This is a genomic window from Actinosynnema mirum DSM 43827, from assembly GCF_000023245.1.
In the GTDB taxonomy this organism is placed as follows: Bacteria; Actinomycetota; Actinomycetes; order Mycobacteriales; family Pseudonocardiaceae; genus Actinosynnema; species Actinosynnema mirum.
Genome location: NC_013093.1, coordinates 1,338,654 through 1,363,010 on the forward strand (window position 1 = coordinate 1,338,654; position 24,357 = coordinate 1,363,010).

25 protein-coding genes and 1 riboswitch are annotated in these 24,357 nt (G+C 73.3%); of the genes, 17 read left to right on the forward strand and 8 right to left on the reverse strand.

Annotated features, from left to right (window positions below):
- The first annotated feature begins 25 nt into the window (after positions 1-25).
- From AMIR_RS05985 to AMIR_RS06030, 10 genes are all read left to right on the forward strand, one after another.
- Positions 26-1,210: a cytochrome P450 gene (locus tag AMIR_RS05985; protein ID WP_015800037.1), complete on the forward strand. Its 1,185-nt coding sequence runs from the start codon at positions 26-28 to the stop codon at positions 1,208-1,210.
- Positions 1,211-1,212: 2 nt separating this feature from the next.
- Positions 1,213-1,434, forward strand: a complete 222-nt coding sequence (locus AMIR_RS05990; RefSeq protein ID WP_015800038.1) for a ferredoxin — start codon at positions 1,213-1,215, stop codon at positions 1,432-1,434.
- Positions 1,435-1,508: 74 nt separating this feature from the next.
- Positions 1,509-2,102 carry a nicotinate-nucleotide adenylyltransferase gene (nadD, locus tag AMIR_RS05995; protein ID WP_015800039.1) on the forward strand — a complete coding sequence of 198 codons (594 nt, stop codon included), beginning with the start codon at positions 1,509-1,511 and terminating at the stop codon, positions 2,100-2,102.
- A 124-nt stretch (positions 2,103-2,226) separates the two neighbouring features.
- Positions 2,227-2,673: a ribosome silencing factor gene (gene rsfS / locus AMIR_RS06000; RefSeq protein ID WP_015800040.1), complete on the forward strand. Its 447-nt coding sequence runs from the start codon at positions 2,227-2,229 to the stop codon at positions 2,671-2,673.
- A complete protein-coding gene (locus AMIR_RS06005; RefSeq protein ID WP_015800041.1) occupies positions 2,670-3,284 on the forward strand; it encodes a histidine phosphatase family protein in 615 nt (204 codons plus the stop codon). Before rsfS ends, AMIR_RS06005 begins: the two co-directional genes overlap by 4 nt.
- Positions 3,281-4,012 carry a diglucosylglycerate octanoyltransferase gene (octT, locus tag AMIR_RS06010; RefSeq protein WP_015800042.1) on the forward strand — a complete coding sequence of 244 codons (732 nt, stop codon included), beginning with the start codon at positions 3,281-3,283 and terminating at the stop codon, positions 4,010-4,012. Before AMIR_RS06005 ends, octT begins: the two co-directional genes overlap by 4 nt.
- A gap of 11 nt (positions 4,013-4,023) precedes the next feature.
- Entirely contained in the window at positions 4,024-4,866 is an 843-nt protein-coding gene (locus AMIR_RS06015) for a DegV family protein (RefSeq protein WP_015800043.1), read from the forward strand.
- A 107-nt stretch (positions 4,867-4,973) separates the two neighbouring features.
- Positions 4,974-5,702 carry a ComEA family DNA-binding protein gene (locus AMIR_RS06020; RefSeq protein WP_015800044.1) on the forward strand — a complete coding sequence of 243 codons (729 nt, stop codon included), beginning with the start codon at positions 4,974-4,976 and terminating at the stop codon, positions 5,700-5,702.
- Positions 5,703-6,069: 367 nt separating this feature from the next.
- The gene (locus AMIR_RS06025) at positions 6,070-8,382 is read left to right on the forward strand and encodes a DNA internalization-related competence protein ComEC/Rec2 (protein WP_015800045.1); all 2,313 of its coding nucleotides are present in this window, start codon (positions 6,070-6,072) and stop codon (positions 8,380-8,382) included.
- A gap of 69 nt (positions 8,383-8,451) precedes the next feature.
- The gene (locus AMIR_RS06030; protein WP_015800046.1) at positions 8,452-8,919 is read left to right on the forward strand and encodes a hypothetical protein; all 468 of its coding nucleotides are present in this window, start codon (positions 8,452-8,454) and stop codon (positions 8,917-8,919) included.
- A 428-nt stretch (positions 8,920-9,347) separates the two neighbouring features.
- On the opposite strand, the gene thrC is transcribed toward AMIR_RS06030, so the two are convergent.
- Positions 9,348-10,613, reverse strand: a complete 1,266-nt coding sequence (gene thrC / locus AMIR_RS06035; RefSeq protein WP_015800047.1) for a threonine synthase — start codon at positions 10,611-10,613, stop codon at positions 9,348-9,350.
- Positions 10,614-10,623: 10 nt separating this feature from the next.
- A riboswitch (SAM riboswitch) is annotated at positions 10,624-10,740 on the reverse strand.
- A gap of 115 nt (positions 10,741-10,855) precedes the next feature.
- On the opposite strand from thrC, the gene holA reads away from it, so the two are divergent.
- Positions 10,856-11,824 carry a DNA polymerase III subunit delta gene (gene holA, locus AMIR_RS06040; protein ID WP_015800048.1) on the forward strand — a complete coding sequence of 323 codons (969 nt, stop codon included), beginning with the start codon at positions 10,856-10,858 and terminating at the stop codon, positions 11,822-11,824.
- Positions 11,825-12,543: 719 nt separating this feature from the next.
- Here holA and rpsT read toward each other — a convergent pair.
- Complete coding sequence (rpsT, locus tag AMIR_RS06050; protein WP_015800049.1) at positions 12,544-12,804, reverse strand: 30S ribosomal protein S20; 261 nt, start codon at positions 12,802-12,804, stop codon at positions 12,544-12,546.
- A 268-nt stretch (positions 12,805-13,072) separates the two neighbouring features.
- Between rpsT and AMIR_RS06055 the strand changes: the two genes are divergently transcribed.
- Positions 13,073-13,876, forward strand: a complete 804-nt coding sequence (locus tag AMIR_RS06055; RefSeq protein WP_015800050.1) for a TSUP family transporter — start codon at positions 13,073-13,075, stop codon at positions 13,874-13,876.
- Here AMIR_RS06055 and AMIR_RS06060 read toward each other — a convergent pair.
- From AMIR_RS06060 to AMIR_RS06070, 3 genes are all read right to left on the reverse strand, one after another.
- Positions 13,845-14,615, reverse strand: coding sequence for a VOC family protein (locus AMIR_RS06060; protein WP_015800051.1), 771 nt, complete (start codon positions 14,613-14,615; stop codon positions 13,845-13,847). The two genes, AMIR_RS06055 and AMIR_RS06060, sit on opposite strands and share 32 nt — an antisense overlap.
- 289 nt (positions 14,616-14,904) lie before the next feature.
- A complete protein-coding gene (locus AMIR_RS06065; RefSeq protein WP_015800052.1) occupies positions 14,905-15,168 on the reverse strand; it encodes a type II toxin-antitoxin system antitoxin in 264 nt (87 codons plus the stop codon).
- 1 nt (position 15,169) lies between these two features.
- Positions 15,170-16,087 carry an SPFH domain-containing protein gene (locus AMIR_RS06070; RefSeq protein ID WP_015800053.1) on the reverse strand — a complete coding sequence of 306 codons (918 nt, stop codon included), beginning with the start codon at positions 16,085-16,087 and terminating at the stop codon, positions 15,170-15,172.
- 168 nt (positions 16,088-16,255) lie between these two features.
- On the opposite strand from AMIR_RS06070, the gene AMIR_RS06075 reads away from it, so the two are divergent.
- The 4 genes from AMIR_RS06075 to AMIR_RS06090 all read left to right on the forward strand — a co-directional run bounded on the left by AMIR_RS06075 (position 16,256) and on the right by AMIR_RS06090 (position 20,440).
- Positions 16,256-16,582, forward strand: coding sequence for a GNAT family N-acetyltransferase (locus AMIR_RS06075; RefSeq protein ID WP_041836611.1), 327 nt, complete (start codon positions 16,256-16,258; stop codon positions 16,580-16,582).
- Positions 16,583-17,003: 421 nt separating this feature from the next.
- Positions 17,004-18,653, forward strand: a complete 1,650-nt coding sequence (locus AMIR_RS06080) for a circularly permuted type 2 ATP-grasp protein (protein ID WP_049796746.1) — start codon at positions 17,004-17,006, stop codon at positions 18,651-18,653.
- Positions 18,653-19,597, forward strand: coding sequence for an alpha-E domain-containing protein (locus AMIR_RS06085; RefSeq protein WP_015800056.1), 945 nt, complete (start codon positions 18,653-18,655; stop codon positions 19,595-19,597). The genes AMIR_RS06080 and AMIR_RS06085 overlap by 1 nt, the downstream gene beginning before the upstream one ends.
- Positions 19,598-20,440, forward strand: a complete 843-nt coding sequence (locus tag AMIR_RS06090; RefSeq protein ID WP_015800057.1) for a transglutaminase family protein — start codon at positions 19,598-19,600, stop codon at positions 20,438-20,440.
- Between the two features lie 493 nt (positions 20,441-20,933).
- On the opposite strand, the gene lepA is transcribed toward AMIR_RS06090, so the two are convergent.
- Positions 20,934-22,775 carry a translation elongation factor 4 gene (gene lepA / locus AMIR_RS06095; protein WP_015800058.1) on the reverse strand — a complete coding sequence of 614 codons (1,842 nt, stop codon included), beginning with the start codon at positions 22,773-22,775 and terminating at the stop codon, positions 20,934-20,936.
- 106 nt (positions 22,776-22,881) lie between these two features.
- Here lepA and AMIR_RS06100 point away from each other — a divergent pair, with 106 nt between their 5' ends.
- Positions 22,882-23,325, forward strand: a complete 444-nt coding sequence (locus AMIR_RS06100; protein WP_015800059.1) for a type II toxin-antitoxin system PemK/MazF family toxin — start codon at positions 22,882-22,884, stop codon at positions 23,323-23,325.
- Positions 23,326-23,473: 148 nt separating this feature from the next.
- Here the strand turns inward: AMIR_RS06100 and AMIR_RS06105 are convergent, their stop codons facing one another.
- Both AMIR_RS06105 and AMIR_RS06110 read right to left on the reverse strand, forming a co-directional pair.
- The gene (locus AMIR_RS06105) at positions 23,474-23,692 is read right to left on the reverse strand and encodes a hypothetical protein (protein ID WP_015800060.1); all 219 of its coding nucleotides are present in this window, start codon (positions 23,690-23,692) and stop codon (positions 23,474-23,476) included.
- Positions 23,693-23,803: 111 nt separating this feature from the next.
- Complete coding sequence (locus AMIR_RS06110; RefSeq protein WP_015800061.1) at positions 23,804-24,235, reverse strand: HD domain-containing protein; 432 nt, start codon at positions 24,233-24,235, stop codon at positions 23,804-23,806.
- Between the last annotated feature and the right edge of the window lie 122 nt (positions 24,236-24,357).

Consider the following 24,357-nt stretch of genomic DNA (forward strand, 5'->3'; position numbering starts at 1 on the left):
AACCGCTCGCGTCCGGGGGTGCCTGGTGGAGGTCCGCAACTACCCGTTCAACGAGGCCGTCGAGTTACGCCCCGATCCGACCGCGCTCGAACTGCAGGAGCGGGAACCGGTCTCCCAGGTCCGGCTGCCCTACGGCGGCGACGCCTGGCTCGTCACCCGGCACGCCGACGTCAAGACCGTCCTGGGCGACCCGAGGTTCAGCCGCGCGGCGACCCTGGAGCTGGGCGCCGACCTGCCCAGGGCGTTCCCGCTGCACCGCACCGAGTCCAACATCCTCACCATGGACCCGCCGGACCACACCCGGTTGCGCAAGCTCGTCGCCAAGGGGTTCACCGCCCGCCGCACCGAGCTGCTGCGCGCCAGGGCCCAGGAGATCGTGGACGACCTGCTGGACGCCATGGAGGAGCAGGGCCCGCCCGCCGACGTGGTCGAGGCGCTCGCGCTCCCGCTGCCCATCACGATCATCTGCGAGATGCTCGGCGTCCCGGTGGCCGACCGCGACCGGTTCCGCGCCTGGTCCGACGCCGCGATGTCGATCACCGCGTTCACCCCCGAGGAGGTCCTCGCCGCGGCCCGGTCGCTGCGCGAGTACATCGCCGGGCTGGTCGAGGACAAGCGCGCCAACCCCGGTGACGACGTGCTCACCGACCTGGTGACCGCCCACGACGGCGGTGGCCCGCTCACCGCGACCGAGGTGGTCACCTTCGGCGTCACGCTGCTGGCCGCCGGGCACGAGACCACGGCCAACCAGATCGCCAACTTCACCCACACCCTGCTGGCCAACCCCGACCGGATGGCCGAGCTGCGCGCCGACCCCGCGCTCGTGCCCAGGGCCGTGGAGGAGCTGCTGAGGTTCACCCCGCTGGGCGGCTCGGCCGGGTTCCCGCGCATCGCGACCGAGGACGTCGAGCTGAGCGGCGTGACCGTGCCCAGGGGCGCCGCGGTGTTCGTGGACATCCCGAGCGGCAACCGCGACCCCGAGGTGTTCGAGCGGCCCCACGAGATCGACTTCCACCGTGCCGCCAACCCGCACGTCGCGTTCGGCCACGGCGTGCACCACTGCGTCGGGGCCCAGCTCGCCAGGGTGGAACTCCAGGTCGCCGTGGGGACGCTGCTGGCGCGGTTCCCCGGTCTGGAACCGGCGGGCGAGGCGGTGTTCAAGCGGGGCAGGCTGGTGCGCGGCCCGCAGAGCCTGCCGGTGCGGTGGTAGCCGTGACCGAGTGGAGCGTCGAGGTCGACCGGGACACCTGCATCGGGTCGGGGACGTGCGCGGCCATCGCCGCGGACCACTTCCGGCTGGACGACGGCAGGGCGACGCCGCTCGCGTCCCCGGTCGAGCCCGCCGACGAGGTCGTGGACGCCGCCGAGTCCTGTCCGGTCGAGGCGATCCTGGTGCGCGACGCGAGTGGCGAGGTCGTCGCACCGCAGGACTGACCGTGGGGAACGTCACCCGATCAAGTGACGCTCGTACCGGGCCGAACAGCTGACCGGAACTACGCTGACCACTCATGTCCAAGCGTCGCATAGGCGTCATGGGTGGCACCTTCGACCCGGTGCACCACGGTCACCTCGTCGCGGCCAGCGAGGTCCAGGCCCGGTTCGACCTGGACGAGGTCGTCTTCGTGCCCACCGGCAGGCCGTGGCAGAAGTCCGCCAGGGAGGTCAGCGCCGCCGAGGACCGCTACCTCATGACGGTCATCGCCACCGCGTCGAACCCGCGCTTCTCGGTCAGCCGCGTCGACATCGACCGCGCTGGCCCCACCTACACGGTCGACACCCTGTCCGACCTGAAGGCCGCGCACCCCGACGACGACCTGTTCTTCATCACCGGCGCGGACGCCCTGGAGCAGATCCTGTCCTGGCACCACGCCGACGAGGCCTTCAGCCTCGCCCACTTCATCGGCGTCACCCGGCCGGGCTACACCCTGGACGCCAAGCACCTGCCACCCGGCGCGGTCAGCCTCGTCGAGGTCCCCGCCATGGCCATCTCCTCCACCGCCGTGCGCGACCGCACCGCCGGGGGGCTGCCCGTCTGGTACCTCGTGCCGGACGGGGTCGTGCAGTACATCTCCAAGCGCGGCCTCTACTCGCTGCCCGGCTGAACCCCGCCCCCGGCGTGACCTGCGCCCGGTCCGGCGTTACTCGGTGCCGGAGCGGGTCGGGACGCAGGTACCCTCATTGACTCGTGCGGGCGCACCAGTTCCCGCCGAGGTGATGAGGAGAAACGTGGCAGCCACCGACGAGGCACGACGGTTGGCGCTGGTCGCCGCGAACGCGGCGTCCGACAAGAAGGCGCACGACGTGATCCTCCTCGACGTGTCCGAGCAGTTGGTCATCACCGACTGCTTCGTGATCGCCTCCGCTCCCAACGAGCGGCAGGTCGGCGCGATCGTGGACGGCGTCGAGGAGAAGCTCCGCGAGGCGGGGCGCAAGCCGGTCCGCAGGGAGGGCGCCCGCGAGGGCCGCTGGGTCCTGCTGGACTTCGTGGACGTCGTGGTGCACGTCCAGCACTCGGAGGAGCGCAGCTTCTACGGCCTGGAGCGGCTGTGGAAGGACTGCCCCAGGATCGAGTTCGACGCGGGCCCCTCGTCCCCGGACGAGGACGCCACCGGCGAGGACACCACCGCGAGCAGCACCGGGGAGGCTGCCGCCGACGAGGTCGACCGGGCATGACGCTCTCCCGGCTCGTGCTGTGGCGGCACGGTGAGACCGACTACAACGCGACCGGCCGGATGCAGGGCCACCTGGACTCGGAGCTGACCGAGACCGGGTGGAACCAGGCCCGGTTCGCGGTCCCGGTCCTCACCGCGTTCGCACCCGAGCTGGTGGTGGCCTCGGACCTGCGCAGGGCCCGCGACACCGCGACCGTGTTCACCGAGGCCACCGGCGTCCCCCTGCGCGTCGACGCCCGGCTGCGCGAGACGCGGCTGGGCAAGTGGCAGGGGCTCACCGTCGACGAGATCGAGGCCGAGTGGCCGGGCGCGCTCGGCGCGTGGCGCTTCGACGGCACGATCTCCCCGCCCGACGGCGAGGCGCGCGTCGAGGTGGCCGACCGGGCCGCCGAGGTGGTCGCCGAGGTCGACGCGGAGACCGACGGCACGGCGCTGCTGTGCGCCCACGGCGGTCTGATCAGCTCGCTCACCGGCAGGCTGCTGGAGCTGCCGGTGGACCGCTGGGGGCTGCTCGGCGGCATCAGCAACTGCCACTGGACGGTGTTCACCCGCCGCCCCGGCGGCGACCCGAGGTGGCGGCTGACCTCGTACAACGCCGGAACCACCAGGTGAGACTGCTCGTCCTCGGCGACTCGCTCACCTTCCACGGACCGGCCGGGCCGCTGCCCGCCGACGACCCTGGGCTGTGGCCGAACGTGGCCGCCGCCGCGCTGGGCGGCCGGGCCGAGCTGGTCGCCGGGTTCGGGTGGACCGCCCGCGACGCCTGGTGGGCGCTCACCGGCGACCCGAGGGTGTGGGCGCTGCTGCCGCGCACCGACGTGCTCGTGCTGGCCGTGGGGCACATGGACACGCTGCCCTCGCCCCTGCCGACCTACCTGCGGCAGGGGCTGCGCTACCTGCGGCCGGACGGGCTGCGGCGGCGCGCCCGCGCGCTCTACCGGGCCGCCCAGCCGGTGCTGTCCCGCGCGACCGGCGGGCGTCCGGTCGCGCTGCCGCCCGCGCTGACCAGGCGGTACCTCTCGGACTCGCTGCGCGCGGTCCGGCAGTTCCGGCCGGGGCTGCCCGCCGTGGGGATGGTGCCCTCGGTGCACCGGTCCCCGCTGTACGCGAACGTGCACACCGGGCGCGCGGCGGGGGAGCGGGCGGTGCGGGAGTGGGCCGCGGCGGACGGGGTGCCGCTGCTGGACGTCCCCGCGCTGGTCCGGGCGCACCTGCGCGACGGGCTGGGCAACCCGGACGGGATGCACTGGGGCTGGGAGTCGCACCGGGCGGTCGGGACCGCGATGGCGGCCCTGGTCGAGGCCGCATCCGTGCGGCGGGGGACGCCGGGCGGCCCGTAGTCTCGGCAGTCGTGGCCATTGCGATCGTCACCGATTCCACCTCCTACCTGCCGGACGGCTTCGCGGCCTCGCGCGGGGTCCGGGTAGTCCCGCTGCACGTGTCGGTGAACGGCAGGAGCAGGCTCGACGGGGTCGACTTCGGGCCTCGGGAGCTGACCGCCGCGCTCGGGGAGCGCCGCAGGGTCACCACGTCGCGCGCCACGCCCCAGGAGCTGGCCGAGGTGTACCGGGAGCTGCTGGACGGCGGGGCGGACGGGGTGCTGTCGGTGCACCTGTCGCGGGCGCTGTCCGGGACCTGGGAGGCCGCCCGGCTGGCCGCCGCGCAGGTCGACCCGGTGAAGGTGCGGGTGGTCGACTCGCGGGCCACCGCGATGGGGCTGGGGTTCGCCGCGCTGGCCGCCGCCGCTGCCGGGCCCGACCTGGATTCGGCCGAGCGGGCCGCGACCTCGGCGGCCGAGCGGGTCAAGGTGTTCTTCTGCGTCGAGACCCTGGAGCACCTGCGCCGGGGTGGGCGGATCGGGACCACCGCCGCGCTGGTGGGGACGGCGCTGGCGGTGAAGCCGCTGCTGCACGTCGAGGACGGCAGGCTCGTGCCGCTGGAGAAGGTGCGGACCGCGGGGCGGGCCGCCGCGCGGCTGGTCGACCTGGCCGCTGCCGCCGCGGGGAGCGGGCCGGTGTCGCTGGCGGTGCACCACCTGGCCGCGCCTGAGCGGGCGGTGGAGCTGGCGACGCTGCTGGACGAGCGGGTTCCAGGGGCGTCCGGGTGCCTGATCTCCGAGGTCGGGGCCGTGATCGGGGCGCACACCGGGCCCGGTGTGCTGGGGATCGTGGTGCTGCCGGGCGGGTTCGCCTAGCAGGTTTCCCGTGGGGCGCGGGGGAGTTCTCCACAGGCCCCGAGTTGTCCACAGATCCCGAGTTCGTCGCTGGTTCCGCTTGCCCGCCCGGACCTAGCGTCGATTCCGTGTTCGACAACCACGTGAAGGACAAGGACTCCTCCGACCGGCTCCGCACCCTGATGGGGAGCCCACCGGGCAAGCACCGGTCCGAGGACGCGCCGACGGTCGTGTTCGCCACCTCGGAAGGCGGAGCCGACCCGCCTGGGCTCCTGCTCAGGCTGCGCAGCCTGCTGCCCTCCGCCGCGCACCACCGGCGGCGGGTCGCGGTGCTGGGCGTGGCCGGGGTCGGTGTCGTGCTGGCCGCCGCGCTCGCCGCGGGTGAGCGCGAGGCGGTGGTGGAGCAGGTGCCGGTGCTGCCGGTCGCCGAGGCCACGTCGAGCAGCGCCGCGCCGCCGGTGCTGGTGGTCGACGTGGCCGGGGAGGTGCACGCGCCCGGCCTGGTCACCGTCGAGGACGGCGCGCGGGTCGCCGACGTGCTCAGCCGGGCGGGCGGGGTGAAACCGGGGGCGTCGCTGACCGGGCTGAACCTGGCCCGGAAGGTCACCGACGGCGAGCAGATCGCCGTGGGGGTGCCCCCTGCCTCAGGCGGCGCCGGACCGCCCGCGCCGGTCAACATCAACACCGCGACGGTGGAGCAGCTGGACGCCCTGCCGGGGGTCGGTCCGGTGACCGCGCAGCGCATCGTCGACCACCGGGCGCGGCGGGGGCGGTTCACCTCGGTCCAGCAGCTGGGGGAGGTGGAGGGGATCGGCGGGAGCAAGCTCGCCAAGCTCACCGACCTGATCCGCGTCTGACCGGTACCGCCCGGCCTCCGGTTGCTCGGCACACCACTCGCACCGTCCACACCGTCCACACCGTCCGCGCCTGACCCGCCTGACCCGCCTGACCTGCCGGACCCGCTGGACCCGCTGGACCCGCCACGCCCGCTCGGCTCGCTCCCGCACGGGCAGTTCCCGCCTGCCCTTCTCACCGCCCACACCTGCCCCGAGCAGGTCCGCTCCACACAGCTCGCTCTTTCCCGCTGTCCGCTCCGCTCAGCCGGTTTCCGTTCCAACGAGCCTGTTCCCGGCCGCTGCGCCCGTCCACCCGGCCCTCTTCCCCCCTGCTCCCGCCGTTCACTCATTTCCCTTCCTTCCCTTTTCCTTCCTCTCGGAGGTAGTCGTGGCAGTCCCGTGGAAGGCGCTCGCCGACCCGAGAGCCCATCTCGTCCCCGCCGCGCTCGCGGTGTGGCTGGTCGCGCTGTGCGGTCTGCGGTGGACGTGGTGGGTGGTGATCGCCGTCGCGGTGGTCGCGACCGCCCTCGCGCTCGTCCTGCTCCGCCGATGCCGACCGGCTGCGCTCGCGCTGCTCGTCACGAGCCCGATCGCCGCCTGCTGGTTGAGCCCGCCCCTGCACGCCGCCGAGCACCACCCGCTGCGGGCCGCCGCGACGCGGGCCGAGGTGGTGGAGCTGCGGCTGGAGGTGGTGGACCGCCCGCGCGGGCTGCGCTCCACCGGGTTCGCGGCCAAGCAGGGCGGGGTCGACTCCGTGCTCCTGCGGGCGGAGCTGGACGACGGTGGTCAGGTGCTGCTCCTGGCGCCCGCGAAGCGGTGGCGGGACCTGCTGCCCGGACAGCCGGTGACCGCGCGGGGCGCGCTCGCGCTGGCCCGCGAGGGCGAGCTGACCGTGGCGCTGCTGCGCGTGCGCGGCCCGCCCTCGGAGGTCGGGCCCGCCCCGGTCTGGCAGCGCGCCGCCGAGTCGCTGCGGGCCGGGCTGCGTGAGGCGAGCACCGTGCTCGACCCGGAACCGGCGGGTCTGCTGCCCGCGCTGGTCGTCGGTGACACGGAGGGCGTGCTGCCGAGGGTGGATCACGAGTTCCACACCTCGGGCCTGTCCCACCTGCTCGCCGTGAGCGGGGCGAACCTGGCGATCCTGTGCGGGGCCGTGCTGCTCGTGCTGCGGGTGGTGGGCGCGGGGCCGAGGACGTGCGCGGCGGGCGCGATGGCGGCGCTGGTCGGGTTCGTGGTGCTGGCGGGCGCCGAGCCGAGCGTGCTGCGGGCGGCGGTCATGGGCGCGATCGCGCTGCTCGCGCTCGTGCTGGGGCGGGAGCGGTCGGCGCTGCCCGCGCTGGCGGCCTCCGTGGTGCTCCTCGTCCTGCACGACCCCGCGCTCGCGGTGGCGCCGGGGTTCGGGCTGTCCGTGGCGGCGACCGCCGCGCTGGTGCTCCTCGCGCCCCGCTGGGCCGAGGCCATGCGGTGCCGGGGCGTGCCGCGCGGGATCGCCGAGGCGCTGGCGGTGCCGGTGGCCGCCCACCTGGCGACCGCGCCGCTCGTGGCCGGGCTGTCCGGCGAGGTGAGCCTGGTGGCGGTGCTGGCGAACCTGGTCGTGGCGCCGGTCGTGGCGCCCGCGACCGTGCTCGGCGTGGCGGCGGCGGTGCTCGCCCAGGTGCACGACGGGGCGGCGCGGTTGGCCGTGCGCCTGGCGGGGCCGGAGGTGTCCTGGCTGGTCGCCGTGGCCAGGTGGGCGAGCGGGGTGCCCGGAGCCTCGGTGCGCTGGCCGGGCGGCTGGACCGGTGGCGCGCTGCTGGCCGTCGCGCTGGTGGTCGGGTGGGCGCTGCTGCGGCTCAAGCGGGTGCGGGCGCTGCTGGTCGCGCTCGTGCTCGGCGTCGGACTGGTCCTGGTGCCGCTGGACGTGGTCGCGCCGAGGTGGCCGCCGCCCGGCTGGTCGGTGGTGGCCTGTGACGTCGGTCAGGGCGACGCCGTGCTGCTGGCGACGGCGGAGCGGGGCCGCGCGGTGCTGGTCGACACCGGGCCCGACCCGGTGCCGGTGCTCGGCTGCCTGCGGCGGCTGGGGGTGCGGCGCATCCCGCTGGTGGTGCTCAGCCACCTGCACGCCGACCACATCGGCGGGCTGGCGGAGGTGCTCGCCGAGCGGGAGGTGGGCGCGGTGGCGGTCGGTCCGGCGCGGGTGCCGGGCTGGGCGTGGGCCGAGGTCGTCGCGCGGACGCGGTCAGCCGGGGTGGCCGTGCTGGAGCTGACGACCGGTCAGCGCCTGGACTGGCCGGGGCTGCGGCTGGAGGTGCTGGGTCCGCGCGCGGGCCCGGTGGAGGAGGCGAACACGGCGGTCAACAACGCCTCGCTCGTGCTGCGGGCCACCACCGCGGCCGGACGGGTGCTGCTGACCGGTGACGTCGAGCTGGCCGCCCAGGCGGAGCTGCTCGACGGGGGCGTCGACCTGCGGGCCGACGTGCTGAAGGTGCCGCACCACGGCGCGCGGGCCACCTCGCCCGCGTTCCTGGACGCGGTGCGGCCGAGCGTGGCGCTGGTCAGCGTCGGCGCGGGCAACCGCTACGGCCACCCCAGCGGCGCGCTGCTCGACGCGCTGGCCCGGCGGGGCGCGCTGGTCCTGCGCACCGACCGGGACGGCGACACCGCCGTGCTCGGCGGCGGGCCGGGCACCAGGGTCGCCCGCCGGGGCGACCCGCTGCCCCCGTGAGGCGGGGGAGACCGATCGACGACAGCACCCGGCCGACGTGGACCGGGACGACCGAGAAGAGGACGAACCATGGGCACCACCAGCGAGACCTGGGTCCGGTTGCACGGCGACTGGATGCCGAACGACCACGACGGCGCGCTCGGCTGGGCGCTGTGGCAGCCCGGCTACAACGCCGACCCGTGGCCGACCGAGGAGCTGCGGCCGTCGTTCGCCTACCACGTGTGCCAGAAGCTCGACGGCGGGCGCAGGGCCGTGGTGGCGAAGGCGACCGTGCAGGCCTTCCTGAGCACGACCGAGGTCGACTCGCCGGAGGACGCCTACCGCCTCGTGGCGGACGAGCTGTTCGACGAGGGCCTGAGCTTCCCGCCGGAGGCCTGGCACGCCCACCCGTACAACCAGCTCAAGGAGCGGGTGCCGTGGCCGCAACGCCTGACCGCGTGGCGGGTCTCCACCGAACCGGTGGGGCCGCACGTGCTGTCGGGCCTGGAGAAGTTCCCCAGGACCGGCTGGCTGCGCACCGCGGAGGAACTCCGGTGACCGACTGCCGGGGAGTCGCGCCCCGCGTCCCGCGCCCCAGGGACGGCGACCACCCGACACCCCCGTGCACGGGCCTGCCCTGCACGGCGGGAGCCTGCACGGCCGGGACGCCACGCGCCGACCCGCTCAACGCGTGGCCACCGCCCAACCGACCCGGTGACGCGGTGAGCACCGCCGTGGGGAGCGCGATCGCTCAGTGCTGCTGCGGAAAGGAGTGCTGGATGCACTGACGCGCTGACCAGCGCCCCCTCGGCGGTTCGGCAGTCGGTGCCGACCCCGGTGGCCGGCCCCTGAGGTCCTGCGCGGGTGCTGCTCGGCGGATTCAGCCGCCGGGTGGGGTGGTCTCGTCTGCGGCGAGGCGGTGCCAACCCACCCGAGGCTGCTGGAGGGCCGAGGGGCGGTCTCAGTCCTTGCGGACGGGGTTGTGCTCAGTCCTTGAGTGCGTTGATGACCGCGTCGGCGCTCGCTGCGACGGTGGCGCGCGGGCCCACGCGGTCGCCGAGGGCGTCGAGGGTCTTCAGGCCGTCGCCGGTGATCAGCAGGACGGTCTCGGCGTCGGGGTCGAGCTTGCCCGACTCGATGAGCTTCTTCGCGGTCGCGACGGTCACGCCGCCCGCCGTCTCGGCGAAGACGCCCTCGGTGCGGGCCAGCAGGCGGATGCCCTCGACGACCTCCTCGTCGGTGACGTCCTCGATGGCGCCGCCGGTGCGGCGGACGCTGTCCAGGGCGTACGGGCCGTCGGCCGGGGCGCCGATCGCCAGCGAGCGGGCGATGGTGTCCGGGCGGACCGGGACGACCGTGTCGTGGCCCGCCTTGAAGGCGGTCGAGACGGGGGAGCAGCCGGTGGCCTGCGCGCCGAAGACGCGGTACGGGGTCTCGTCGACCAGGCCGAGGGAGCCGAACTCGCGGAACGCCTTGTCGACCTTGGTGAGCTGCGAGCCGGAGGCGATGGGGATGACGATCTGCTCGGGCAGGCGCCAGCCGAGCTGCTCGGCGACCTCGTAGCCGAGGGTCTTGGAGCCCTCGGCGTAGTACGGGCGCACGTTGACGTTGACGAACGCCCAGTCCTCGTTCTCGGCGGCGAGCTCCTGGGCGACCCGGTTGACGTCGTCGTAGGTGCCGTCGATGGTGATCAGCGAGCCGTCGTACACGGCGGACATGAGGATCTTGGCCCGCTCCAGGGAGGAGGGGACGAGCACGACCGACTGCCAGCCGGCGCGCGCGGCGGCTGCGGCGACGGCGTTGGCGAGGTTGCCGGTGGACGGGCAGGCCAGCACGCGGAAGCCCAGTTCGCGGGCGGCGGCCAGCGCGACGCCGACGACGCGGTCCTTGAACGAGTGGGTGGGGTTGCCGGTGTCGTCCTTGACCCACAGCTTGCGCACGCCCAGCGCCTTGGCCAGGTTGTCCGCCTGGATGAGGCGGGTGCCGCCGGGCTCGGTGTTGGGGTGGGCGGAGACGGTCGACGGGACGGGGAGGAGGCCCTTGTAGCGCCAGATGGAGCGGGGGCCCGCTTCGATGTCCTCGCGCCGGACGCGGCCGAAGTCGTAGGCCACTTCCAGGGGGCCGAAGCACTCCTGGCAGGCGTACTCGGGGGCGAGCGGGGTCTCGTGGCCGCACTCCCGACAGGACAGCGCCCGAGCGGGGCCGAGGTCGAAGGAGGTGCTGGTCGAGGGTGCGCTGCTGACAGCGGTCATCGCGAGGTTCTCCTCATCTTTCCCGCTTTCGCGGGTCGGAATTGGCACCGTGATCACCCAGTCTGATGACTGGTGACAGGTTGCCGGGGCTTCTTCGGGCCGATCCCTCTGCCCCTCTGGATGAGCGGTATTCGGTTGTGCTGCGAACGTACGGCACGCTCCCGGCCCGTGGCCAGTGACGTCCACCATGCGGACCCGGCGGGGCGGCCGGGGGCCTCGTGGCGGCGTGGGAGGATCGGGCGGTGAGCCATGGCGTGCAGTTGGTGATCGGTGACGAGGAACTGCTGGTCGAGCGAGCTGTGCGCGCCGCGCTGGTGGCCGCGCGCGAAGCCGACCCGCAGGCCGATCTGACCCGCGTCCGGGTGAGCGACCTCACGCCTCCCGAGCTCGCGGAGCTGGTCAGCCCGTCGCTGTTCGCGGAGGGCCGGGTCATCGCGCTGGAGGCGGCGCAGGAGGCGAGCAAGGAGATCGCGGACGCGGTCGTCTCCTACGTGAAGGCGCCCGCGGACGGCGTGACGCTGGTGGTCGTGCACACCGGTGGCGGGCGCAGCAAGGCGGCGAAGGAGCTGCCCGCCGTGCTGCGCAAGGCCGGGGCCGAGGTGACCGAGTGCCCGAAGATCACCAGGGCGCCGGAGCGCGAGGCGTTCGTGCGCAACGAGATCCGCGCGGCGGGCGGCAAGGCCGATCCGGCGGCGATCGGGGCGCTGATCGAGGCCGTGGGCTCCGACCTGCGCGAACTGGCGGCGGCGGCGTCCCAGATGGTCGCCGACACCGACGGCAAGATCGACGAGGAGGCGGTCCGCCGCTACCACCGGGGACGGGCCGAGGTGACCGGGTTCGCGGTCGCGGACAAGGCCGTCGTCGGGGACCGGGCGGGGGCGCTGGAGGCGCTGCGGTGGGCGCTGCAGCTCGGCGTGCCGCACGTGCTGGTGGCCGACGCGCTGGCGGACGCCGTGCGCACGGTGGCGCGCGTGTCGGCGGTGGGCCGGGGCGACCCGTTCAAGCTGGCGGGCGAGCTGGGGATGCCGCCGTGGAAGATCAAGAAGGCGCAGGGGCAGGTGCGCGGCTGGGACGGCGACGGCCTGGCGCGCGCGATGACGGTGGTGGCCGACCTGAACGCCGAGGTGAAGGGCATGGCGGCGGACGCGGGCTACGCCCTGGAACGGGCGGTGCTCAACATCGTCCGGGCCCACGGCGGCACTCGACGCTGACCTGAGCAAACCGCCACCGATGAGGTGAGGCGGTTGGCGCCGGCGCGAGCTGCCCGCCGCTGACGTGGGCGAACCGGCGCTGACGCGAGCCGACCGCTGACGTGGGCGAACGGGGGCTGACGCGAGCCGACCGCTGACGTGGGCGAACGGGGGCTGACGCGAGCCGACCGCTGACGTGGGCGAACGGGGGCTGACGCGAGCCGACCGCTGACGTGGGCGAACGGGGGCTGACGCGAGCCGACCGCTGACGTGGGCGAACGGGGGCTGACGCGAGCCGACCGCTGACGTGGGCGAACGGGGGCTGACGCGAGCCGACCGCTGACGTGGGCGAACGGGGGCTGACGCGAGCCGACCGCTGACGTGGGCGAACGGGGGCTGACGCGAGCCGACCGCTGACGTGGGCGAACGGGGGCTGGCAAGGGCTGCCCGCTGCTGGCGTCAGTCGCCCGCTGACGTGGGCGAACCGGCATCGGCAGGGGCCGCCCGCTGCTGGCGCGAGCCGCCCCGCTGACGTGGGCGAACCGGAATCGGCAGGGGCCGCCCCGCCGCTAACGGGAAGCCTGGTGATACGAAGGAATTGCCGCTGGCAGGGGCCGCCCGCTGGCTGGCGCGAGCCGCCCACCGGACTGCGGTGTCCGTCAACGCGACGGGCGCCGCACCCCGGTGGGGTGCGGCGCCCGTTCAGCCGCTGCGGTCGCAGCCTGCCGGATCTGAGGTGATCAGATCTGGTTGGCGCGCTTCGCCATGGCCGACTTCTTGTTCGCGGCCTGGTTGGCGTGGATCACGCCCTTGGACACGGCCTTGTCCAGCTTGCGGGACGCGTCCTGCACCAGGGCGAGGGCCTTGTCCTTGTCACCGGCCTCGGCGGCCTCGCGGAACTTGCGGATCGCGGTCTTCAGCGACGACTTGACGGCCTTGTTGCGCAGGCGCGCCTTCTCGTTCGTCTTGATCCGCTTGAGCTGGGACTTGATGTTCGCCATGCGAAAGCCACCTTTTCCTCGGTCCTGGGTGCGCATCGCGCTGGTAGATCAGCTCCACCGGCCGCGACCGGCCACCCCTCGCGGGGCGCTCGACCTGGCTGGCGGGTTTCCTCCACGGCGGAATGCCGCGCGGTACGCGGCGACAACGGTAGCAAACCGTCACCGGGCGCACCCAATCCGGGGCTCAGCGCGGTGACCTGCGCCGGTAAGGAGTCACCTGCACCACACCACTGAGCTAGCCGTACACCTGTCCGGTTACCGTGCGCCCGTGACGACCCCGCTCGACTGGTCCGGTTTCGGCCACGTGTCCCTCGCCGGACTGCTGTTCCTCTGCCTCGCCGCCGCGCTCGCGGGCGCGGTCGACGCCGTCGTCGGCGGTGGCGGGCTGATCCAGCTGCCCGCGATGCTGCTCATCGGGCCCGGTGGCCAACCGATCTACTCGCTCGCGACCAGCAAGGTCGCCGCCGTCGTCGGCACCGCCGCGGCCGTGCGCACCTACACCGTGCAGACCACCGTGGACTGGGCCGCCGCCCTGCCGATGGCGTTCGCGGCGTTCGTCGGCGCGGTCGGGGGCGCGGCGTTCGCGGGCAGCCTCGAACCGGGCGTGCTCAACGCCGTGGTGCTCGTCGCGCTGCTCGGCGTCGGCCTCTACACCTGGCGCAAGCCCGAGCTGGGCGTCGCCGACCGGCCCCGGTTCAGCCGCCCCGCGCAGCTCGCCGCGATGGCCACCGGCGGCGCGGTGATCGGCTTCTACGACGGGCTCGCCGGGCCCGGCACCGGGGCGTTCCTGGTGTTCCTGCTGGTCGGGCTGATCGGGTTCGCGTTCGTGCCCGCCTCGGCCACCGCCAAGATCGTCAACGTGGCCACGAACCTCGGCGCGCTGCTCTACTTCATCCCCGCGGGCAAGGTCCTGTGGGGACTGGGCGCGGTCATGGCCGTGTGCAACGCCGGCGGCGCGATCGTCGGGGCCCGGCTCGCCGTGCGGCGCGGGTCCGGGTTCGTGCGCCGGGTGTTCCTGACCGTCGTGGTCGCGCTGGTGGTCAGCCTCGGGGTGAAGGCGGTGGCTGGATGATCCGGAACGTCGCGCCGGACGGGTCGCCCAGCGTGGTGAACCGCCCGAACGGGACCTCCACCACCGGGTGCACCACCACCCCGCCCAGCTCGCGGGCGCGCGTCGCGGCCACGTCGGCGTCGGGCACGGTGAAGTAGGCCATCCAGTGCGCCGGGATCCCCTCGGGGACCGCGTCGTCCATGCTGAACACCCCGGCCACCACGTGCCCGTCCAGCGACAACCGCTGGTAGCCGGACCCCGGAGCCGGGTCGGGCTCCAGCCCGAGCACCGCCCGGTAGAACTCGACCGCGCCCGCCGCGTCCCTGGTGGCCAGCTCGTTCCACCACACCGCGCCCGGCTCGCGCACCACGTGCGCCCCGATGTGCGTGCCCGCCTCCCACAACCCGAACGCCGCGCCGGTCGGGTCGACCGCCAGCGCGCCCCGGCCGTCCGCGCCCGCGTCGAACGCGGGGCCGAGCTGCGTGCCGCCGTGCGCGACGAGCAGGGCGAGCGTGTCGTCGAGGTCGTCGGTGGCGAAGTACGTCGTCCACACCACGGGCAGCAGCGAGTCGTCCGGCACCCCGGTGAACCCGGCGACCGGCTTGCCCCGCACCAGCGCCCGCGTCCGCCCGGCCTCGACCTGCTCGAAGTCCCAGCCGAACAACCCGCCGTAGAACTCGGCGGCGCCCGCCCGGTCGCCGGTCATCATGTCGACCCACGCGGGGGCGCCCTGCGGGTGCGGTTCGGTCAGCTCGGTCATGGGGCCTCCTCGGCAGCGCAACGACGGTGGCACCTGACCGCACCGGTCGCCACTCGGGGAGGGGCGGTGGGTGGACTGGCGCGCGGGGGAGGGGTGTGGTCGGGGAGGGGCGGAGCGCTTCAGGAGGCGGGTGGCGCGCTGTCCGGGGCGGCTGAGCCTGTCCGCACGGGCAGCTTGTGGGAGCCCGCGCGGGGAAAAGCGGCTGCCCCGGCGGCCACCTCTCGCGAGGCGTGACGCCGGGGCGGACGCCCCCCTGCTTTCCCCGGACTCCCGGCCCCCGACCGGCAGGTCACTCGTTCCGGGGAGGTGGTTCCGGGGGTGTCGTCGGATCGGGTTCCTGTGGTTCGCCGTCCTTCCGCGCCGCCTTGCGGGGGCGGCCCCTGCGGGCCGGGGCGCCCGTTCCGCCGGGCAGCCTGCCCGCCTCGGCCAGTGCCCGGCGGAGCAGGAACTCGATTTGCGCGTTCGTGCTGCGCAGGTCGTCGTTCGCCCACCTGGTCAGCGCGTCGTGCACCGCCGGGTCCAGGCGCAGCAGGACGCTCTTGCGCTCGGCCACGTCAGTGGTACAGCGACCCCGTGTTGACCACGGGCTGCGTCGCCTTGTCACCGCACAGGACCACCAGCAGGTTCGACACCATCGCCGCCTTCCGCTCCTCGTCCAGCTCCACCACGTCCTCCTCGGCGAGCCGGTCCAGCGCCAGCTGCACCATGCCCACGGCGCCCTCCACGATCCGCGACCTGGCCGCGACCACCGCGCCCGCCTGCTGCCGCTGGAGCATGGCCTGGGCGATCTCCGGCGCGTACGCCAGGTGCGTCAACCGCGACTCGATGACCTTGACCCCGGCCGCCTGGACCCGCGCCGCGATCTCCACCGACAGGGTCTCGGTGATCTCGTCCGCGTTCTCCCGCAGCGACAGCCCGGCCTCGTCGTGGTTGTCGTACGGGTAGCTGGTCGCGATGTGCCTGACGGCGGTCTCGGTCTGCGTCGCCACGAACTGCACGAAGTCGTCCACCTCGAACATCGCCCGCGCGGTGTCGTCGACCTGCCACACCACGACCGCGGCGATCTCGATCGGGTTGCCGTCCGCGTCGTTGACCTTCAGCGTGGTCGTCTCGTGGTTGCGGATCCTGGTGGAGACCTTCGCCTTCGTGGTGAACGGGTTCGTCCAGCGCAGGCCGTCGGCGCGCACCGTGCCGGTGTAGCGGCCGAGGAACTGGACCACGCGCGCCTCGCCCGGCGCCACCGTGAACAGCCCGCCCAGCACCACCATGGCGACCGCCGAGACCAGGGCCCCCACCAGGATCAGCGGGATGTTGGCCGCCTGCGCGACCCCCAGCGCGACGAGCCCCGCGCCACCGAGCACGGCCAGGAAGCCCACCACGGCCACGATCGCGCCGCCCACCCCCGTCAGCTCGTGCTCGCGCACCGCCGGAGCCGGCATCCTCGCCTGCACCTCGCTCGTCGTCACGCTCATCGCGCCACCCCTCTCCCCCTCGCCGCACCTTGGCGGCTCTAGCAAAGTGATATCACTTTTATAGCACCCCGGATGGGGGTGCGCGCAACTCCGGGTTCGTCGGAGACCGGCCTGGCGACCGGTGCGGAGGCGGGGCGACCGGTGGGCGCGGCGGTGCGTCCCACTCCCGTGGAACCGATCCTGCGCAGGCCGATCGGGCGCGACACCGCCCCGCTCGTCGAGCTCTACGCCCGCGCCCGCCGCAGCTGCTACGAGGGCCACCTGCCCGAGGCCGAGCTGGTCGAGTGGTCCGAGGGGCTGCGCGCCGAGGGCCTCGACCACGACCGGCCCGACCGGCTGTGGACCTGCGCCGAGGTGGGCGGCGTCCCGGCGGGCTTCGCGCTCGTCAGCTTCGACGGCGGGCTGCTCCAGCTCCAGGTCGACCCGCCGCACCGGGGCGCGGGCGTCGGCCCCGCCGAGCACGACCACCGGCGGATGGAGCTCGACCTCGGGTGAGCGGCGAGCCGTTCGAGCGGCGGACGTGCCGGGCGATGGGCGACCGGCGGGGTGATCGGCGGGGCGGCAGCCTGCGTGGCCGCCCTGGCGACCCGCGCACCGTTCCCGGCGCTGGGCCGATCGGCTGGTTCCCGTCGCCGGTCCACACCGGACGGTCGGGGACGCCCGCCCGCTCGGCCGCCGGGGACACCCCCGTTCCCCCGCCCGAAGCACTCGACCACCGTCCCGCCGCACCCCCTCGCCCGACCGCCGCCCACCCCCGGACTCCGCGCGGCCCACCCGCCCCGCCACCGCCCGCCACCACCGGAAACCGCTTTCCGCAGCATCCGAAATCACCTCGTGTTTCCCCGGTGTTCCAGTCCTGCTGCCACCTGCTTCGGGGTGATGCCAACCGGGTAGGCCCAGGTCGATGATGTGGACCATGGACGAGAGCCGACCCCGCACCTCGCAGCTGCGTCGCACGGGGCCACGCGCCGAGGCCAGGCTCGGCGAGCTGTTCGAGGGCTACCTCGACCCCCGGCGCCCCCACGCGGGCGCGTACGACGAGATGTTCGGCGCCGACGCCTCCGTCCGCCCCGCCTACCGCGCGCTCCACGACTCGATCGCCCCCTCGCGGGCGCCCGAGCTGAACGCCCGCGCCGAGGCGCTCGACCGCGCCTTCGTCGACCAGGGCATCACGTTCTCCCTGTCCGGCCAGGAGCGCCCGTTCCCGCTCGACCTCATCCCCCGCGTCATCACGGCGGGGGAGTGGAGCAAGCTCGAACGCGGCATCGTGCAGCGGGTCCGCGCGCTGGAGATGTTCCTCGCCGACATCTACGGCGACGCGCAGATCGTCCGCGACGGCGTGATCCCGCGCCGCCTCATCACCTCCTGCGAGCACTTCCACCGCGAGGCCGCCCGGATCAGCCCGCCCAACGGCGTCCGCGTGCACGTCTCCGGCGTCGACCTGGTCCGCGACGAGGCGGGCGTGTTCCGGGTGCTGGAGGACAACCTGCGCTCCCCGTCCGGGGTGTCCTACGTGATGGAGAACCGCCGCACCATGGCGCGGGTCTTCCCGGACCTGTTCGCCCAGCACCGGGTCCGCTCGGTCGGCGACTACGCCGTGCACCTGCTGCGCGCCCTGCGCAACTCCGCCGCCCCCAACGCCGCCGACCCGACCGTGGTCGTGCTGACCCCCGGCGTCGCGAACTCGGCCTACTTCGAGCACTCCCTGCTGGCCCGCCAGATGGGCGTGGAGCTGGTCGAGGGCCGCGACCTGTTCTGCCGCGACAACCTCGTCTACCTGCGCACCACCGAGGGCGAGCGGCAGGTCGACGTGATCTACCGGCGCATCGACGACACGTTCCTGGACCCGGTGCACCTGCGCCCCGACTCGGTGCTCGGCGTCGCCGGGCTGCTCAACGCGGCCCGCGCGGGCAATGTCGTCATCGCCAACGCGGTGGGCAACGGCGTCGCCGACGACAAGCTCGTCTACACCTACCTGCCGGAGATCCTGGAGTACTACCTGGGCGAGAAGCCGCTGCTGCCCAACGTGGACACCTACCGCTGCTGGCTGCCCGACGAGCGCGGCCACGTGCTCGACTCGCTGGCCGAGCTGGTCGTCAAACCCGTCGAGGGCTCCGGCGGCTACGGCATCGTGTTCGGCCCGCAGGCCACCACGCGGGAGCTGAACGCGCTGCGCCGCACCATCCGCGCCAACCCGCGCGGCTGGATCGCGCAGCCGGTGGTGCAGCTGTCGACCGTGCCCACCAAGATCGGCGACCGGCTCGCGCCCCGGCACGTGGACCTGCGGCCGTTCGCGGTCAACGACGGGAACTTCGTGTTCGTGCTGCCCGGCGGCCTCACCCGCGTCGCGCTGCCGGAGGGCAGCCTGATCGTGAACTCCTCGCAGGGCGGCGGCTCCAAGGACACCTGGGTGCTGGCCGCCCGCTCGTCCACCGTGGAGCGCGAGCTGGCCGAGCCGGGGCTGGTGCGGCAGGGCGGCGGCGACTCGCCCGCCGCCGAGCGCGGCCCCGAGCTCACCACCGCCCAGCAGCAGCAACAGCAGCAGCAGTCCACGAAGGAGGCCTGATGCTCGCCCGCAACGCCGAGTCGCTGTACTGGATCGGCCGCTACGTGGAGCGCGCCGACGACACCGCCCGCATCCTCGACGTCTCGGTGCACCAGCTGCTGGAGGACGCCACCGTCGACCCGGACAGCACCAGCCGCAGGCTGCTCGCCGTCCTCGGCATCGCGCCACCGGCCGGGCTGAGCCTGGACGTGTGGTCGCTGACCGAGCTGGTCGCCTACTCCGAGGACAACGCCGGGTCCATCGTCGCCTCCGTCAACAGCGCCCGCGAGAACACCAGGGGCGCGCGCGAGGTCGTCTCCACCGAGATGTGGGAGTGCCTCAACGCCATGTACAACGCCGTGGAGGAGCGGCAGGCGTACGCGCGGGCCATGGGTCCGCACGCGTTCTTCGCGTTCGTGGAGGAGCGGGCCGCCATGTTCGCCGGGCTCGCCGACTCCACGATGAGCCGCGACGACGGCTGGCGGTTCCTGGTGCTGGGGCGGTCGGTCGAGCGGGTCGACATGATCGTGCGGCTGCTGCTGTCCCGCGTCGGCGACCGCGCGTCCTCGCCGGGCTGGGTGACCGTGCTGCGCTCGGCCGGGGCCCACGACACCTACCTGCGCACCTACCGGGGCGCGCTGGACGCCGGGCGCGTCGTGCAGTTCCTGCTGCTGGACCGGCTGTTCCCGCGCTCGGTGTTCCACGCGCTGCGGCAGGCCGAGGCGTGCCTCGAGCAGCTCGACCACCAGCCGACCGTGCGCGTCGGGGCGCGCGCCGAGGCGCTGCGGCTGCTCGGGCGGGCCCGCAGCGACCTGGAGTTCCTGCGCCCGCACGACCTGCTGGACGACCTGCCGCGCAGGCTCGCCGCCCTCCAGACCACCGTGCGCGAGGTCGGCGAAGCGGTGTCCCTGCAGTACTTCCACACCGCGCCCTGGGTGGCCTGGACGAACGCCGAGGTGCACTAGATGAGCTGGCGCGTGCGCGTGGTGCACACCACCGGGTACCGGTACGACCTGCCGGTCACCCAGTCCTACAACGAGGCCCGGATGACCCCGCGCGCCGACCGGCGGCAGAACGTGGTGGCGTCCAGGGTGGAGACCACGCCCGCCACCCGCGCCTACCGGTACACCGACTACTGGGGCACCGAGGTGACCTCGTTCGACCTGCACGCGCCGCACGTGGAGCTGAAGGTCGTGGCGTCGTCGGTGGTGGAGACCGGCGGCGAGGAGGAGCCGGTCCGGAGCGCGACGTGGGCGGACCTGCGGGCGGACTCGCTGCTGGACCGGTACACGGAGTTCCTGGGGCCGACGCGGTACGTGCCGGTCGACCGGGAGCTGACGGCGGTGGCGCGCTCGTTGCGCAAGGGGCGGCAGCCCGCGGACGCGGTGCTCGCGGCGAGCGCGTGGGCGCACGAGCGGCTGCGGTACCAGCCGGGGACGACCGGGGTGCACAGCTCGGCGATCGACGCGCTGCGGGCGGGGGAGGGCGTGTGCCAGGACTTCGCGCACCTGACCCTGGTGCTGCTGCGCGCGATGGGCGTCCCGGCGCGGTACGTGTCGGGGTACCTGCACACCAAGCCGGACGGGGCGGTGCGCGAGACGGTGCACGGGGAGAGCCACGCGTGGGTGGAGGCGTGGACCGGCGGGTGGTGGGGGCACGACCCGACGAACGCGATCCCGGTGGGGCCCCGCCACGTGTGGGTGGCGCACGGCCGCGACTACGCGGACGTGCCACCGCTGAAGGGGATCTACTCGGGCGGGGCCTCGTCGGGGCTGGCGGTGACGGTGGAGATCACGCGGTTGGCGTGAAAGCTCACCCCCGCACACCCGCACGCCACAGTCTCACCGCACTCGCGGGCTGCGGGGCGAGCGCAGCGAGCCCACGCAGCCCCACTCCCGCGTCCCTCTTCTCCGTGTGGCCTGGCGAAGCCCGAGCACGCTTGTCAAGATGCCGCCGCACTGCCCGGAAGACCGGGGTGCCCAACGGCGTCTTGACGAGCGTGCTTGCCTGAAAGGAGGCCACACGGAGAAGAGGGACCCCACCCACCGCAGTAGTTCGCAGTAAACGGGACCACAACACCAACGGTCACCGGCCGGCAGAGCCCGTCCCCCTCTTTTTTGGAGGTCTGCCCCGCCGGCGAGGCGTGCCCTTCAGCTTTCAGCTTTCAGCTTTCAAGCTCTCAGCTTTCAGCTTTCAGCTTTCAAGCTCTCAGCTTTCAAGTTTCACCTTTCAAGCCCTCCCCCGCGAACGCCGAAGGGCGACCCCCGGACCGGGAGTCGCCCTTCGCGCCGGATCAGGGAACTACTTCTTCCCCTTCTCCTTCGAGTCGTCCGTGGAGAGCGCGGCCACGAAGGCCTCCTGGGGGACCTCGACCCGCCCGACCATCTTCATGCGCTTCTTGCCCTCCTTCTGCTTCTCCAGCAGCTTGCGCTTGCGGGTGATGTCACCGCCGTAGCACTTCGCCAGCACGTCCTTGCGGATCGCGCGGATCGTCTCGCGGGCGATCACGCGCGAGCCCACCGCGGCCTGGATCGGCACCTCGAACTGCTGCCTCGGGATCAGCTCGCGCAGCTTCGTGGCCATCCGCGTGCCGTACCCGTACGCGTGGTCCTTGTGGACGATCGCGCTGAACGCGTCCACCGCCTCGCCCTGCAGCAGGATGTCGACCTTGACCAGCTCGGACTCCTGCTCGCCCGACTCCTCGTAGTCCAGCGACGCGTACCCGCGCGTGCGGGACTTCAGCGCGTCGAAGAAGTCGAAGATGATCTCGCCGAGCGGCATCGTGTAGCGCAGCTCCACGCGGTCCTCGGACAGGTAGTCCATGCCGCCCAGCTGGCCGCGCTTGGCCTGGCACAGCTCCATGATCGCGCCGATGTAGTCGCTCGGCGCGATGATCGTGCAGCGGGTGACCGGCTCGTACACCTCGGCGCGCTTGCCGTCCGGCCAGTCCGACGGGTTCGTCACCACGTGCTCGGCGCCGTCCTCCATCACGACCCGGTACACCACGTTCGGCGCGGTCGAGATCAGGTCGAGGTCGAACTCGCGCTCCAGGCGGTCGCGGGTGATCTCCAGGTGCAGCAGGCCCAGGAAGCCGCAGCGGAAGCCGAAGCCCAGCGCCGCCGACGTCTCCGGCTCGAAGGTCAGCGCCGCGTCGTTGAGCTGGAGCTTCTCCAGCGCCTCGCGCAGCACCGGGTAGTCGGAGCCGTCGACCGGGTACAGGCCCGAGTACACCATCGGCCTCGGCTCGCGGTAGCCCGCCAGCGGCTCGGTGGCGCCCTTCTTGTCCCAGGTCACGGTGTCGCCGACCTTGGACTGGCGCACGTCCTTCACGCCGGTGATCAGGTAGCCGACCTCGCCGACGCCAAGGCCCCTGCTGGGCTTGGGCTCGGGCGAGATGATCCCGACCTCCAGCAGCTCGTGCGTGGCGCCGGTGGACATCATCTTGATCCGCTCGCGCGGGGTGATCTTGCCGTCGACGACCCGGATGTAGGTCACCACGCCCCGGTACGTGTCGTACACCGAGTCGAAGATCATCGCCCTGGCGGGGGCCTCGGCGTCGCCGACGGGCGCGGGCACCTTGCGCACGACCTCGTCCAGCAGATCGCCGACGCCCAGGCCCGTCTTGGCCGAGACGCGCAGCACCTCGTCCGGTTCGCACCCGACGATGTGGGCGATCTCCTTGGCGTACTTGTCCGGGTCGGCCGCGGGCAGGTCGATCTTGTTCAGCACCGGGATGATGGTGAGGTCGTTCTCCATCGCCAGGTACAGGTTGGCCAGCGTCTGGGCCTCGATGCCCTGGGCGGCGTCCACGAGCAGGACCGCGCCCTCGCACGCCTCCAGCGCGCGGGACACCTCGTAGGTGAAGTCGACGTGACCCGGCGTGTCGATCATGTGCAGGACGTGGTCGGTCCCGTTCACGGCCCACGGCAGGCGCACGTTCTGCGCCTTGATCGTGATGCCGCGCTCGCGCTCGATGTCCATGCGGTCGAGGTACTGCGCGCGCATCGCCCGCTCCTCGACCACGCCGGTGAGCTGCAGCATCCGGTCGGCCAGGGTGGACTTGCCGTGGTCGATGTGCGCGATGATGCAGAAGTTCCGGATGAGCTCCGGAGGCGTGAACGTCTGGTCGGCGAACGTGCTCACTCAGGTTCCTCGCACAAGGAAAAGGACAGGGGGAATCACCCCATTCTCGCACGCCCCGGCCTGGGCGGACCGGGTGCGTGCTGGGGCGGGCGCTTAGGCTCCGTGGATGTACGCGAACGGAGAGGACCCGAAGCCCGAGCGGGGCGCGGTCCGCGAGGTCTACCGACCCGATCGAGCGGCGAGGCTGGAGTACTCCCCGGAGCTGGACGGCCTGGCCGATCCGGGGGAGATCGTGTGGGCCTGGGTGCCCTACGAGGAGGACGTGAGCCGGGGCAAGGACCGGCCGCTGCTGGTGGTGGGCCGCAACGCGCGCGGCGGGCTGCTGGCGATGATGCTGACCAGCAGGGCGCCGGACCACCCCGCCGAGTTCGACGACCACGTGGAGCTGGGCTCCGGCCGCTGGGACCGCGACGGGCGGCAGTCCTACCTGCGGCTGGACCGGGTGTTCGAGCTGTCCGAGGACGACATCCGCCGGGAGGGCTCGATCCTGGAGCCCGAGCGGTTCTCGCTGGTCGTGGACGCGGTGCGGGAGCGGCACGGCTGGCGCTGACGCCCGCTCGACCGGTCACGCGGCCGACCTGCGGAAAGTCCCCAGGAAAAGCCTCCGGGAAGTTCCCGGGAGGTCTCCGGGAAGTTCCCGGAAAAGACGGAAGGGCTCAGGACCACTGTGTCCTGAGCCCTCGTTTTTATCTAGCTGGTCAGCGGTAGTGGCGGACCAGGCCGTGCAGCGCCTGCAGGCGGAGCATCGCCTCGAGCTCGCGGGCCTCGTTCGAGGAGTTGCGGGCGAGGACGGCTTCCAGGTCGAGGCGGGCGCTCGGGGTGTCGTAGGCGGCCAGCTCGGTGGCCAGCGCCCTCTCCCGCTTGCGCAGCTCCCGCCGGGTGGCGAAGTAGGTCCGGACGGTCTTGATGGCGTTCATGACACCTTTCGGGTCGGTCTTTCTGTATCGGTTCACCTACTATGATGCCGCACTTCAGGGCATAGATCGAGTGATCTACGCGTGAGTTGCGACGCACTGTCGGGACCCGGGTCAACGCAGTGTGTCCAGCAGGTGTACCGCGCGTGCGTACTTGGCGGCCAAGCGCTCCCTGGTGGCCTCGTCGAGCCGCGCCGTCCGCTCCGGGGAGGTGTTGTCGGCGATGTCCGCGCGCTTGACGACGACGGCCACCGGGTCGGCGACCACCCGCGCCAGGTACGCCTCCTGGGACTCGTCCGGCAGGTGGGTCAGCGCGACGACCGTGGCGACCACCTCGGGCGGGCACCCGGCGGCCAGCAGGTCCTCGGCGGTGACGGGCGTGTCCTCCAGCACGTCGTGCAGCGCCGCCGCCATCCGGGCGTGGTCGCCCTCCACCCGGCCCATCACCCGCAGCGGGTGGCCGAGGTAGGGCTGACCGGACTTGTCGACCTGCCCCCCGTGGGCGTTCCGAGCGATCTCCACCGCGTTCTGCACCGTGAAAGCCATGCCTGTGATGGTCACACGTCGTCACGATCCTTGACATCCCACATTGGTCTAGTCCACTTTGGCGGTGCCCGGTCGACCGGCCGGGCGCCCGCTGACCCCACCAACCCCTGCTGAGGTGGCCT

Coding starts and splice junctions, on each gene's coding strand:
- AMIR_RS06080 (WP_049796746.1), top strand. CDS start 17,004: ATGGACGAGAGCCGACCCCGCACCTCGCAGCTGCGTCGCACGGGGCCA.
- AMIR_RS06060 (WP_015800051.1), bottom strand. CDS start 14,615: ATGACCGAGCTGACCGAACCGCACCCGCAGGGCGCCCCCGCGTGGGTC.
- AMIR_RS06070 (WP_015800053.1), bottom strand. CDS start 16,087: ATGAGCGTGACGACGAGCGAGGTGCAGGCGAGGATGCCGGCTCCGGCG.
- AMIR_RS06105 (WP_015800060.1), bottom strand. CDS start 23,692: ATGAACGCCATCAAGACCGTCCGGACCTACTTCGCCACCCGGCGGGAG.
- AMIR_RS06005 (WP_015800041.1), top strand. CDS start 2,670: ATGACGCTCTCCCGGCTCGTGCTGTGGCGGCACGGTGAGACCGACTAC.
- nadD (WP_015800039.1), top strand. CDS start 1,509: ATGTCCAAGCGTCGCATAGGCGTCATGGGTGGCACCTTCGACCCGGTG.
- AMIR_RS06100 (WP_015800059.1), top strand. CDS start 22,882: ATGTACGCGAACGGAGAGGACCCGAAGCCCGAGCGGGGCGCGGTCCGC.
- AMIR_RS06085 (WP_015800056.1), top strand. CDS start 18,653: ATGCTCGCCCGCAACGCCGAGTCGCTGTACTGGATCGGCCGCTACGTG.
- AMIR_RS06030 (WP_015800046.1), top strand. CDS start 8,452: ATGGGCACCACCAGCGAGACCTGGGTCCGGTTGCACGGCGACTGGATG.
- AMIR_RS06110 (WP_015800061.1), bottom strand. CDS start 24,235: ATGGCTTTCACGGTGCAGAACGCGGTGGAGATCGCTCGGAACGCCCAC.
- AMIR_RS06090 (WP_015800057.1), top strand. CDS start 19,598: ATGAGCTGGCGCGTGCGCGTGGTGCACACCACCGGGTACCGGTACGAC.
- thrC (WP_015800047.1), bottom strand. CDS start 10,613: ATGACCGCTGTCAGCAGCGCACCCTCGACCAGCACCTCCTTCGACCTC.
- rpsT (WP_015800049.1), bottom strand. CDS start 12,804: ATGGCGAACATCAAGTCCCAGCTCAAGCGGATCAAGACGAACGAGAAG.